The organism is Cupriavidus sp. CP313 (assembly GCF_054072015.1).
Map to the genome: position 1 here is coordinate 1 of NZ_JBSVZB010000055.1, position 11,997 is coordinate 11,997.

The window sequence follows — 11,997 nt, forward strand, 5'->3', positions numbered from 1 at the left end:
CCTGCTTCGTTTTAGTCATAAACACAGTCGTATGCCTACCCGCTATTGTAAGTGGGGGACTGTGTCCGGCGATTCAGGGGGCCGCTCCACCCCCAGGCCTCCCACGTCCCATTTGGCTGCTCGGCAAGCCGGTGCCGCTGATTGAACGCGACCACCGCCCCTTCTACGGCTCGCCACTGCGTATCGTCTCCCCGCCCGAGCGCATCGAGTCGGGCTGGTGGGGAGGCCAGTTGGTGACCCGCGACTATTTCGTGGCGGAGGCGAAGGACCACACCTGCTATTGGATCTTTCAAGAACGCATGGGTAGCCGCGAAGGCGACGAGGCTCGGTGGTATCTGCATGGCCTTTTCGGCTGAAAGCCATGGACATCAACGCCACGGCCGGTCTGCCCGCCTACGCGGAACTGCACTGCCGCTCCAACTTCTCCTTCCTGGCCGGCGCATCACGGCCGGAAGAACTCGCTGAACGCGCTGCCCAGTTGGGGTACCACGCGCTCGCCATCACCGACGAGTGCTCGCCGGCGGGCATCGTTCGCGCGCACACTGAGGCCAGGGACGCCGGCCTTCGCCTGGTAGTCGGCGCCTGGTTTCGGCTGCAGAACGTCGACGGCTCTCCCGCGCTCTCATTCCTTGCGCTTGCCCGTAACCGCGAAGGTTATGGCAACTTGTGCGAACTGATCACGCTCGCGCGCATGCGCGCCGCCAAGGGTTCCTATGTGCTGACCCCACGCGACTTGGCCGCGCCCGACGCGCCGTCCCAGCATCTGAAGGGGCTGCCAGATTGCTTGATCGTGTTCACGCCGGACTATGGCGTGGCGGCCGAGAAGCTGGAGGCGCAATCTGCATGGGTGAGCGCAACCTTTGCCGGCAGGGCTTGGATGGGATTGAGCCTGCTCTACAAGCCGATGGACGATATTCACCGCGGCACCGTCGAGGCCGCCGCGGCGTGCCATCACCTGCGCATCGTCGCCACCGGCAATGTCACCATGCATATACGCTCGCGCAAGCCGATGCATGACGTGCTGACTGCCATCCGTGTGCATCGCCCGGTTCCCGAATGTGGGTATGACCTCCTGCCTAACGCCGAGCAGCACCTGCGCTCCCGGTTGCGGCTCGCCAACATTTACCCGCACCGCTACCTGACGGAGTCGGTCCATATCGCGAACCTGTGCCAGTTTTCGCTGGACGAGCTCCGTTACGAGTAACCCGAAGAAGTGGTTCCGGACGGCGTCACACCGTCTGACTATCTGCGGGGAGAAGCCTATGCCGGCGCGCATGGTCGCTATCCGGACGGCATCCCCCTTGCGGTCCAGCATCAGCTCGAGCATGAACTCGCACTGATCCGCGACATGTCGTACGAACCCTATTTCCTGACGGTCTACGACATCGTTCGGTTCGCCCGCTCCAACGGCATTCTCTGCCAGGGTCGCGGTTCCGCAGCCAATTCGGCCGTCTGCTACTGTCTCGGCATCACCGAAGTTGACCCGGCGCGCGGCAACCTGCTGTTCGAGCGGTTCATTTCGAGCGCGAGGACCTTGCGCGGCTGGCGAGAAAGCTCGGGGCACAGCGCTTATGTTCGAAGGCAGTTGGAACCGAACGCCGTCGGTCTAGCCGACATCCTTGGGTAGGTGCGATAGACCCTCGGGATTCGCCAACGAGATTGATGGATTCAGCTCTGTCCTTCCTGGCACGGGAACTGCATTCATCGCTGCGGCAATAAGTCCAGAGGGAGACAAATCGATGCAAAGATACACACTGTATTCGGCGCCACAGCTTGTGCGTAGTTTATGGCGGCGACACGGAGGGTTATGGTTGGGCGCCCTGGCGATCGGGATCGCAGCAGCGCTCTATGCTTGGCTAATGACCGGTGCAAATGTATGGCATGACCGTATCGTAGGTGGCGATGTGCGCGTCATGTTTTTGCTTGCCCCGGCCGTCGGCATGATGTCGGTGTGGATCACGCGGCGGTACTTTGCGGGTGCAGAAGGCAGTGGCATGCCGCAGACACTGGCAGCGTTGCACGGCAGCGAGACGGCCAGGCGACGACTTCTCACTCCGCGACTTATGCTTGCAAAGGTCGGGGTGTCAGCGCTGGCTACCATGGGTGGCTTTCCGATCGGACGGCAAGGACCTACGGTGTTCATCGGTGCAGTCGTCATGTACCGTTTGCGACGGCAGCCGGAGGTGGACGGTGGAACGGATGGCACGCGTGACCGATGCTTGATTGCGGCGGGCGCCGCCGCAGGGCTCGCAGCCGCGTTTAACACGCCACTAGCGGGCATTGCCTTCGCGGCAGAACAACTGACGCGGTGCTTCCGATCCCATGACTACAGTGCGCTATTGGCGGCCATCTTCGTCGCATGTGCGATCGCCGCGCTGGCGGGAAAGTCTTCCTTACTCACTGCCGTTTCCGTACAGGCGTCGCTGCAGTGGCTTGTATATGTGGCGCTGGTAGCGGGAGTCGCTACAGGCCTGGCGGGGAGTACGTTCGCCTGGCTGTTATTGCATCCGGAGCGCTGGATGCCACTGCGCTTGGCGCAATTGCGCACGCGTCGCCCGACTGCTTTCGGCGCCTTGAGCGGTCTACTCATCGCGGCGCTCGCTTTTGCCTCAGGGGGTACCACGACGGTCGCGGGTGACCAAGCCGTGCAGGCCGTGATCCACAGCGACGGTGTGTCCATCGCTTATCCGCTTGCACGTATGCTCGCATTGCTGATGACCTGCCTGGCAGGTATCCCAGGGGGTATCTTTGTCCCGTCCTTGTCCATCGGCGCGGGCATAGGCGGAGCCCTGCATTACTGGATAAGCGCTGTCGACACGGCTACCTTGGTTTCTCTCGCGATGGCTGGCTATCTTGCGGCCGTCACTCGGAATCCCGTGACGTCGTTCGTGATCGTGATGGAACTGGCGGGGTCAATGGAGCTGGCGCTTCCGCTGATGGTCGCTTCACTCGTTGCCTACGCGATATCTCGATTGCTGGCCCCACCAATCTACGACACTCTGGCATTGGGCTATAACGCGCCGCGCTGAGCCTGTTAGAAAAGAGCCGAGGGCATAAAATGCCATCGGCTTCTCGACAAGCGCTGTGCTCAGGCCTCTGCCCGCTCGCGCACCCATTGCGGAAGTGCGTCAAGGCCTGTCACCTCAATATCAGGGCGTGCACCGAGCTCCTCGAATGTATTGCCCGTTCGGTTGACCCACGCGACACTGTAGCCAAAATGGCTGGCACCCGAGGCGTCCCAGGCATTCGACGAGACGAAGAGAATCTGATCACGGGGAACGCCGAATGTCTGCTCACCTAGCTCATAGACCGAGCGGTGAGGCTTGAACACTTCCACGTTCTCTACGCTGATCAAATGCGCAAAACGGTCTCGTAGCCCTGAATGCGTGACGACGCTATGAATCGAATTGACGGACCCGTTCGACAGGATGGCCAGGGGCAAATCCATTGACTGTAGCGCCACCAAGGCCCCCGGAGTCTCCGGATACGGGCTCAGCTTGAGGTACGCGTCGCAGAGAATCGCCTGCCGCTCCACATCCAACAATAGGCCAAGCCGTTTGCATGTGTATACCAGCGCGTCCTCGGTCGCTTGCTCGAAAGAGAGGTACTGTCCCATCAGGCTTCGGAGCCAAGTGTATTCGAGCTGCTTCTGCCGCCAAAGCGTACTGATCTCCATGCCTCGACCAGGGAAAAGTTCGCTGCAGCGTCCAGCGACCGAATGCACGTCATATAGTGTACCGTACAGATCAAACACAACACCTTGTATAGCTTTCATCTTCATCTCCAAAAACAGTCGGCAATTAAAAATGGGGACTCATTGCTGCCCGTTCGATACTTCAGTGGTCGCACCGGTGTGGGAGCGAAATACGAAGGCATCGAATCGCTCTTCATGCCTGGGGTCGCGTCGGCTCATTATCGTGAACAGCCAGGCGCCCATAAAGCCAATAGGCATGCTCAATACCGTCGGATTCACGATCGGGAAGATCGCCCGGTCTTGTAGGAATGCAGGCCCGAGGAACGCGAGCACTACAGATGAGACCAGGCCGAACGTCACGCCGCCGATCACGCCTGCCGTATTGAAGCGACGCCAGAACATCGACAGGAGGATGATTGGAAAATTGGCCGACGCGGCGACCGAGATGGCAAGTATCACCAGCACGCCTACATTGATGCCTTGTGCGAGAACCCCCAGGGCGACTGCCAGCACGCCTACGCCAAGAGTGGCAAAGCGAGCAACTCGTACCTGCTCTGCCTCGGGAACATCGCCATGTCGTATTACATTGACATACAGGTCATGCGCGATAGCGCCTGACGATGCCAGCGTCAACCCCGCTACGACTGCAAGGATTGCCGCAAATGCCACAGCGCAGACGCAGGCGAGGAAAAATTGTCCGCCGAATGTGCCAGCGCCGCCGCCAAGGTATTGTGCTAGCAGCGGTAGGGCGAGATTGCCTCCCTTGTCAGCCGCGCGGATCGCATCTTGTCCCACAAAGATTGCCGAAGCGAAGCCGATTAGTGTGGTTACGAGGAAGAAGCTACCCGCGAGAAACACTAGCCACAGCACGGATTTTCTTGCGGCGCGTGCGTCGGGCACTGTGTAGAACCGCGTCATGATGTGCGGCAATCCGGCTACGCCGAAGATGAACGACAGGAACAGTGAAAGGGGGTCCAATGGATGTTTGAAATAGCCACCAGGCAGCAGCATCTGGCTGCCGTACCGGGATTCCACAGCTGAGAACAGCGTAAGTGGATCGAACCGAACCGCCGCAAGGAGCATCACGACGAGCACAATCGCAGCAGCAAGCAATAGCACTGCCTTGACGATCTGCACCCACGTGGTCGCAATCATTCCGCCGAACAAAACGTACACAATCATGCCCACGCCCACCAAAATCACGGAAGTTTCGTAGGGGATGCCGAGAAGCATTTTGATGAGCGCGCCAGCCCCTGCCATCTGCGGCACCATATAGGCGAGATTTACAACGAACGTTCCGATTACGGCGGCGAGTCGCGCGTGGCGGCTGCGCATGCGTTCTGCGATTACGTCCCCGAAAGTGAATCGTCCAGTATTGCGGACCGGTTCGGCCACGACCATCAGTACTACGAGAAAAGCTGTTAGCGCGGCCACGGCGTAAAGCGAACCGTCCATGCCGCTAGTTGCGATTAGTCCTGAGAAGCCCAAGAACGCGGCGGCACTCATCCAGTCCCCTGCAAGCGCAAAGCCATTGGCGCGTGCTGTCAGATTTCCCCCTGCCGCGTAGAACTCGCTCGTTGTGTTTGTCTTCCGCGCCGCCCAGTAAGTTATCACCAGCGTAAGCGCCAGGATCACCAAGAAAATTCCGATTGTGAGCGCTTTCATGCTCCGGCTCCTTTGCTCGCACCGTCAATTACTTCACTCGCCAACGCTTCGAATGTTTCGTTGGCAACGGTCACGTAAATGACAGAAACCACCCAGCAGAGCAGATAAGTCAGTAGGATCATTAGATATCCGACGTTGAAAGCGCCCCATACCTTGACAGCCAACAGCGGCTTGCCATAGCCCGCAAGTAGCGTCATGCCAATGATGTAGGTCAAACTGATCCCCATTAAGGGACCCACGATCCTGCGCTTCGCCGCGATAAGTCGATAAAAGGCGGGCGTACTCACAGCCTCGGTCCAACCGGCAGCAGCGTGGGCGCTTGGGTCTGCGGTGCCTCCGATCGGTAGTGAAGCGTCCTGCGAAAGTTCGATCATGTTCGTCTCCTAGTTGTCACCCGCCGCAAGGTGGGTGATGTGCTAATCGTTATGGCAGCGCTGCTACGTCGGCAGAGCCGCCGACCTACTCTGCAAACAACATGCCCGTGCCGGAAACATGCGTAACCTTGGTGAAGGGGGCCGTGAAAGCGGCGCCTGCACTGGCGCTCGCCGGTGCCCAAACTGAAGTGTTCTTCAGGCAGGCGCGTCCACGATCGCGCGCCATAGAGCACACGCAGGAAGGGGAATTGAACCGAATCTGAAGTGTGCTGATTCATTTTTGCGTGCTGCATCGCAGCAAATACTTGAGGCGAGGCTGGTGGTATAAGGGCGAAACGGGGCTTAGATCAGACCAGGACTCTTGGCAAAGAAGGTGACGCACATGGTGGAAATACTGGAAGACGCATCCATGGGCATCGCCTGGATACGCGATGGACAGTTCGTCTGGCAGAACGCGGTCGCTCGCCACGCGATCGCCAGCGCGCGGAACACGCCTGATGGTGAGCATTTGGTCGAGTTGCTACTTGCGTACGATCGCGGCACTGCACCCGAAGTGCTGCACGTACCGGGGGGTGGTTATTACGTCGGCACGTATGCCACCGCCGACGGGCACCTGCTGTGGCTGCTGCCGGAGAACAGCTGTGGAGGAATTTTCCCCGCCCTTGGCCGGCAGCGGCAGCTGAGCCTGGATCTTGAGGAAATCTTCCGAAATTCGTTTGATGGCATCTTCATAGCCGACGGAAACGGCGTGACCATCATGGTCAATGAAGGGTGCGAACGCAATTACGACGTCTGTGCGAGCGACCTCATTGGCCATCATGTTTCGGAATTTGAACAAAAGGGCTGGATCCGTCCGGTCGTCGCACAGCACGTTGCGCGCACAGGACAAAGAATTACCACCACGCAGCGCACGCATACCGGCAAGACCATCATGGTGACGGGTATTCCGCTGTTAGACGAGAGCGGTAAAGTTCGCAAGGTCATCATCAATTCGCGCGATACGAGCGAACTGGTGCAACTGCAGGATGCCCTAGCCAAGGCCAAGGCAGATCTGCAGCGTGTAGACGAAGAAATTCAAGTGCTGCGCAGCCAAAACCTGCGAGTGGATGGATTGATTCTGCGCAGCGAAATCATGCAGCGTGTGGCGTCTTTGGCTATGCGCGTGGCAAAGGTTGACGTCACTGTTCTTGTCACCGGCCCGTCGGGCGCAGGTAAGGACGTCATCACGCGGCTGATCCATCGCGAAAGCTCGCGTTCGACTGGGCCACTGATCAAGATCAACTGCGGTGCGGTGCCGCGCGACCTGCTGGAGTCGGAATTGTTTGGCTACGAGGCGGGTGCATTTACGGGCGCGCAGCGGCAGGGCAAGCCCGGATTAATCGAACTGGCCAATCATGGCACGCTGTTCCTCGATGAAATCGGCGACATGCCGCTGGACCTGCAAGTTAAACTCTTGCAGGTTCTTCAAGATCGCGTCATTTCGCGGTTGGGTTCCACGCGCACGTTGTCGGTAGACGTACGCATCGTGGCCGCAACCAATCGCGATCTCAAAGCCATGGTGCAGGAGCGCACTTTCCGCGACGACCTGTATTACCGCCTTAACGTAGTGCCGATTCAGGTTCCGCCCCTTGCCGAACGTAAGGAAGACGTCGCGCCGATGGTGTTTCAGTTCCTGCAGGAATTCAACAGCCGCTACGGCTTAGATCGAATGGTGTCGGAACAGGCCATGGCGCGCTTGCTGGCGTATGACTGGCCCGGTAACGTTCGCGAGTTGCGCAATGTTGTTGAACGGTTGGTCGTGACGAGTCAGAGCGATCTTATCGAGCCCTCATTCCTCGATGGCGCACTGCCGTGTGAAGTCGTCGAAACTGATCAAAGCTCGTTCCGCCTGCGCGTGAATCGATTCGAGCGCAGATTGGTCGAAGATGCGATGCGCACGCATGGCAATACGCGCGCCGTGGCCCGCGCGCTCGGCATTAGTCAATCAAGCGTTGTCAGGAGGCTTAGTGGGCATTCCTAGGCTCTTGCGAAACGGGCGGCTGGGCCGTTAGGATTCCAACCGACAGATTGATGGATCGAAGTTTAAGGGTCTCTCCTGAGAAATCGACGATGAACCGCGAAGCCCACCTTCGCGATTGAATGCGTAGGTGGAGGGCGACGCCGTCCAGGGCGAGCGGGCATAGGACCGTGGATTTCTCGTAATAAGAGGGCGGTAGCGGCAGCGGAAGAGTGCGTTCTGGGGACGCCCCGCTTCGACGGCGTACCAAGTTGCTTGCAAAATAATACAGGTTGATCGTAATGTATTCCACGCGCGCTATGGAATCTTTCAAGAACCTCAGGGGGCGTGAAGGAGAGCGTGCAAAAGTTGGGGAGGACGATTTCGTCAGGCGCTCGGACTTTCCGCGAGCATGTCACGGCTTGTTTTGTTCGGCGACCGGTGCAAGTTCGGCGATGCTGGCCCGGTGGATTGGCTGTGACGCGAGACAGCGAGCTCAAGCGCCGAGATGCGGTTGGGTGAGAGTTCCCCGTTCAAAACCGCGACCCTGACTTGCACCAGGCAGTGCGCTCCTTGGTCCGTCCAGCGCATCTGTCGCTTCTTAGCCATGCGATGGCTCACGACTTGGTTCACCGCGGACTCCGCGATGCTACTGCTGATTGGCAGGCCCTTTCGATGCCGAGCGCCGTAGTTGACCAACGTAGGTGAGTTGTTCCTCAGATAGTAGGAGATTTTATGTAGGTGCTCCCACAGCGTGCTGTACTCATACCCTGTCCGCGTCAGCAGCTGAGCGTCCAGTGCCTTGATGCGCTCCACGGCTTTGCGGCCCTTGCCATGCCAGACCAGAAACTTGGCGTGAGTTATTTCAGTCTCTATCGACTCTCGTTCCTCTCGTTCCAGTGAGTCCATCATCTTGCTGCCGAAGACGGAACGCTGCGCTGCGTTGAACTGCATGGCGATGTGGAACCAATCGAGAATCCTGCCGCGAGCAAGTCGACTACCCTGTACGGTCTTCTCAAATTCACCGGCGTTGTCGCTGATCACGGTCACGCGCTCATCGGCCGCCACACCGTTTCTACTGAGGAAATGATCGAGGCGCGCTGCAGCCGAGGTGACTTCCCGATGCACATACGCATAGAACTTTGGCGGACTGTCAGTGAACGTCGCTCGCCCGGCGATGAGGTTGACATGGCGGCCAAGACCTCTCTCGGAGTCGCAATGCCGCAGCCAGGCCGAGTCGACGCTCATGGCCGCGACATGCCTTGATTCGCGAATCTGAACGTCTGCTACCGAATGGGGCAGCTTCGCGATGTCACGCTCGATATCAGCGTCGAGTTGTCTTCCAATATTTCGAATCCGATTGCGAGCTCCGCTGAATGAAATGCCTTTGTCCAGCGGCAGTACTTCCTTAAGCATAGCGGTGGCCTGCCGGTACGGCATCTGGCTTGCCCACCTCGCCTGGAGGTATTTCAGCTCCGGCGTGGTGCGATTAGTCAGAGCTTTAGACAAGGGATGAACCACACGACGCGGCGTCCGGACAGTCCGTTGGCAAGCACACGACCACAGCCGCGGGCTTTTCACGGTCACCTTGCCATACACAGTGCGCACAACCGTCGAACGATGGTCCTTGTGGCTCAACGCCTCGCCGCAGCACTGACAATGGGTCTGGCCGGAGAGCCACCCTTCCACTTGCATCGAAACCAGCTCGGCCTGCACCTTAGCCAACAGCGACCGCCCCTCCGCGAGGGTCAGGCCCACGTTGGCAAGGCTACAGTCAGGGCGCTCAATCACGGCCACGACTCCGTCAACGTCTTGGCCGGTGTCGCTACCCTCGTCGGCCAACCTGGCTTCGATGATTAAGCGCATGGTCTGCTCCCACCCTTGCGATACCAATCAGCGTAGCCCACAGGCATCCCGAGCGGCCCTCGCTTGGGGGCCTCCCCAACATTTGCACGCTCTCCTTCACGGATCCGCAAGCCGAGTAAGGGATGGGACAATAGTGCGCCGAATGGCACTCTGCAAATCAAGCTTGATAACTCGTATCAGGATTGAATTTGCAGGCTTTGTTCGGCGGTCGGCGAGCGAATTGGTCCTTGAAGCACAAGGCAACAGAGCGTGAGCCGCGCGTCGAACGGCTCTGGCTGGTATCACTCGCTTGGCCAGGGATTGGCTTATCGTGCGAGGATTTCAGGTACGCCGGAAAGGACTTGCTCGCTTTCTTTTGGCCGGCGCGGACTGAAACCGGGCCTCGTCGAAGCCGGTGCGCTGGGTTAGGAGCTCTTCGCCGTCGATGCGCTCGGCCAGGCTCTCAATGTCGCGCTCGGTCACGCCGGCCTGCGCGAAGTGTTCCTGCCAGGTGTTCACGACGTCGATGACGGTGGCAATTTCAACGGCGGCCTCCGCCGACAGCAGGCCGAATGCATCGCACTGCGACATTGCGTTTTCGAGCGTCGAGTCCCGACCATGAGCGCCGCAGATGAACTCCTGGTACCCCTGCCCCGAGTTCGTCGGCAAGACGTCGTACGCCGGCGCCAGTTTCAGGCGGCCATTCTCGAACGGGTTCACGACCAACAGGGAGTGGTTCTTCTCGTGGTCATCGGTGTTGTCGACCAAGATATTGAAAACCATGCGACGGAAGAGCTCGCGCGCGTCCCGCTGGTTGATGTCGTCCAGGGAGATGCCGACCCGGCGGAGGATTCGCGCCAGTTCAGGGTAGCCCATTACTGGCTCCTCGCCCGATGCGCTGGCCGCGCGAATGGCAGTGCCGGCCGAGATGCTGTGAATTCGCCGACCCCGTTCGCGGTCGAAGCGGCGAATGGCGAGCGCGTTCGCCCCGAGGAGGTGGATGACCTGCGTCTTGGCCACCGTGATGCCCGCGCGCTCGGCCAACGTCATCGTCGCGTGCTCGATGAGCGGCGCGTCGACGGGCTCGTTGTTGAAGAACTTGAAGACCCACTGCTCGCCGTCAATGTCGATGAGCGCCTTGGGCTTCGCGCCGCCGAGCGGACTGCCGCCGCCAGCAATAATCTTTGCTTCCAGAGGGGTGATGGGCTCCGAAGCCTCAATCTTGGCCGCCACCTCGCTGAGCTGTTGCGCATCCGCTAGCCGAGGAAGCGGGCCCCCGGCTCGCGGGCTGTAGGTACTCGACGACGTGGAAACACCGAGCGCGCCGAATCGGTCGTCTCCGGCGTAGTACAGGTACTCCATCAGGGAGAGGCGCTTGGGCTTGTCCACGAAGCGAATGACCTTCTGGCCCCAGCGGTCCGGCCGCGCATCGTCAACCGCACCGACCGCGCGCTGCGCATCGGCCGCCAAGCGACCTGGCGGCAAGAACTCATTGTCGACGAGAGGGAGGTCCTCGCTCAGAGCGAACCCGTTAGCCAGCCACTCCTCGCCGTAGTGCAAGGAGACGCCCTTGCCGGCGGACACCAGTTTCAGTGCGCCGACGTAGCGCGGTGAGGCCGGGTCCCCCAGGTACCAGAGGTACAAGTCGTCCAGTCGCATCTCAGCCTTTTGCCCGGTTCATGCGCATGCGTGCTTCCGCGGCGGCCTGGGCGCGTGCACGACCCAATGCGACGGCCTCACGGACATCCATCTCGATGGCGCCTTGGTCGTGCTCCGGCGCCGCGAGATTTCTCAGCTCGCCATCGCGCTTGATGAGCCAGAGCGCAGTCGCGACGATGCCGATTCCTACAGACGGGTCACCGGCTTCGAGCCGTTGCAGCGTGGGCACAGAAACACCCATCCGCTTCGCCCAGGTCTTCAATGACTCTTTGCGGCGCAAGCGGGCCACAGCCAGGTCGGCGCCAAGCTTCTCAATGGCGGCAGCAGTCGCCGGCGGGAGTTGGAGGAGGGCACGGGCGGTTTTAGGCATACACATAGATTATATCGGAACTGGCCATTTCATCAATATCTATATGTACGAAAGGAGAAGCCTCTGTCCATTCAATGCACCGAATCCGTGGTGGTCTGATATGGGCGCTGGGCCCCTCGTCTGCCGTAGCTCAGACACACGGCGGCGGGTGCGCGTGCAACCCACGCCGCTCTGAAAGGAGATGAGGGAATCACTGGGCGTTAGGCGTAGCGCCCGGCACAAAAATAATTTACATTGCGCTTTAGTCAGCATTTCAGCCCGGCTCCAGATGGCGTGTGCTGAATATTGTTATAGGTCAAGCACTTAGCGCAGTCCCATGGCTCAGGATCCCAATACCCACGCCGTCACCAAGCTCACCCGCACCGAGTTTGCCGTGGTCCGTGCCTATGCGCAG

The 11,997-nt window shown here is 59.7% G+C and carries 8 protein-coding genes and 2 pseudogenes; 4 read left to right on the forward strand and 6 right to left on the reverse strand.

Annotation, left to right across the window (positions count from 1 at the left end; all coding sequences use genetic code 11):
* The 3 genes and pseudogenes from ACW4E8_RS39030 to ACW4E8_RS39040 form a co-directional block, all read left to right on the forward strand.
* Positions 1–356 (forward strand): annotated as a pseudogene (locus ACW4E8_RS39030) (hypothetical protein); the annotation flags it as partial.
* Positions 357–361: 5 nt separating this feature from the next.
* Positions 362–1,531 (forward strand): annotated as a pseudogene (locus ACW4E8_RS39035) (PHP domain-containing protein); the annotation flags it as partial.
* Positions 1,532–1,739: 208 nt separating this feature from the next.
* On the forward strand, positions 1,740–3,029 hold the full coding sequence (locus ACW4E8_RS39040) for a chloride channel protein (RefSeq protein WP_456809367.1): 1,290 nt from the start codon (positions 1,740–1,742) through the stop codon (positions 3,027–3,029).
* A gap of 59 nt (positions 3,030–3,088) precedes the next feature.
* Here ACW4E8_RS39040 and ACW4E8_RS39045 read toward each other — a convergent pair whose 3' ends face one another.
* Genes ACW4E8_RS39045 through ACW4E8_RS39055 form a run of 3 tightly spaced genes read right to left on the reverse strand, consistent with a single transcriptional unit; the run spans position 3,089 to position 5,733 of the window.
* Entirely contained in the window at positions 3,089–3,775 is a 687-nt protein-coding gene (locus tag ACW4E8_RS39045; protein WP_456809368.1) for a haloacid dehalogenase type II, read from the reverse strand.
* A 39-nt stretch (positions 3,776–3,814) separates the two neighbouring features.
* Positions 3,815–5,359: a solute symporter family protein gene (locus tag ACW4E8_RS39050; RefSeq protein WP_456809369.1), complete on the reverse strand. Its 1,545-nt coding sequence runs from the start codon at positions 5,357–5,359 to the stop codon at positions 3,815–3,817.
* Positions 5,356–5,733, reverse strand: a complete 378-nt coding sequence (locus ACW4E8_RS39055; protein WP_456809370.1) for a DUF485 domain-containing protein — start codon at positions 5,731–5,733, stop codon at positions 5,356–5,358. The genes ACW4E8_RS39050 and ACW4E8_RS39055 overlap by 4 nt, the downstream gene beginning before the upstream one ends.
* A gap of 382 nt (positions 5,734–6,115) precedes the next feature.
* Here ACW4E8_RS39055 and ACW4E8_RS39060 point away from each other — a divergent pair, with 382 nt between their 5' ends.
* On the forward strand, positions 6,116–7,753 hold the full coding sequence (locus tag ACW4E8_RS39060) for a sigma-54 interaction domain-containing protein (RefSeq protein WP_456809371.1): 1,638 nt from the start codon (positions 6,116–6,118) through the stop codon (positions 7,751–7,753).
* Positions 7,754–8,116: 363 nt separating this feature from the next.
* Here ACW4E8_RS39060 and ACW4E8_RS39065 read toward each other — a convergent pair whose 3' ends face one another.
* The 3 genes from ACW4E8_RS39065 to ACW4E8_RS39075 all read right to left on the reverse strand — a co-directional run bounded on the left by ACW4E8_RS39065 (position 8,117) and on the right by ACW4E8_RS39075 (position 11,603).
* Positions 8,117–9,595, reverse strand: a complete 1,479-nt coding sequence (locus ACW4E8_RS39065) for an ISKra4 family transposase (protein WP_456809372.1) — start codon at positions 9,593–9,595, stop codon at positions 8,117–8,119.
* A 321-nt stretch (positions 9,596–9,916) separates the two neighbouring features.
* The gene (locus ACW4E8_RS39070) at positions 9,917–11,233 is read right to left on the reverse strand and encodes a type II toxin-antitoxin system HipA family toxin (RefSeq protein WP_456809373.1); all 1,317 of its coding nucleotides are present in this window, start codon (positions 11,231–11,233) and stop codon (positions 9,917–9,919) included.
* A 1-nt stretch (position 11,234) separates the two neighbouring features.
* Complete coding sequence (locus ACW4E8_RS39075) at positions 11,235–11,603, reverse strand: XRE family transcriptional regulator (protein ID WP_456809374.1); 369 nt, start codon at positions 11,601–11,603, stop codon at positions 11,235–11,237.
* Positions 11,604–11,997: the final 394 nt, after the last annotated feature.

What these genes read in the sequence shown, in the direction of transcription:
- ACW4E8_RS39060 (WP_456809371.1), top strand. Translation starts at nt 6,116, where the DNA reads ATGGTGGAAATACTGGAAGACGCATCCATGGGCATCGCCTGGATACGC.
- ACW4E8_RS39045 (WP_456809368.1), bottom strand. Translation starts at nt 3,775, where the DNA reads ATGAAAGCTATACAAGGTGTTGTGTTTGATCTGTACGGTACACTATAT.
- ACW4E8_RS39070 (WP_456809373.1), bottom strand. Translation starts at nt 11,233, where the DNA reads ATGCGACTGGACGACTTGTACCTCTGGTACCTGGGGGACCCGGCCTCA.
- ACW4E8_RS39055 (WP_456809370.1), bottom strand. Translation starts at nt 5,733, where the DNA reads ATGATCGAACTTTCGCAGGACGCTTCACTACCGATCGGAGGCACCGCA.
- ACW4E8_RS39065 (WP_456809372.1), bottom strand. Translation starts at nt 9,595, where the DNA reads ATGCGCTTAATCATCGAAGCCAGGTTGGCCGACGAGGGTAGCGACACC.
- ACW4E8_RS39040 (WP_456809367.1), top strand. Translation starts at nt 1,740, where the DNA reads ATGCAAAGATACACACTGTATTCGGCGCCACAGCTTGTGCGTAGTTTA.
- ACW4E8_RS39050 (WP_456809369.1), bottom strand. Translation starts at nt 5,359, where the DNA reads ATGAAAGCGCTCACAATCGGAATTTTCTTGGTGATCCTGGCGCTTACG.
- ACW4E8_RS39075 (WP_456809374.1), bottom strand. Translation starts at nt 11,603, where the DNA reads ATGCCTAAAACCGCCCGTGCCCTCCTCCAACTCCCGCCGGCGACTGCT.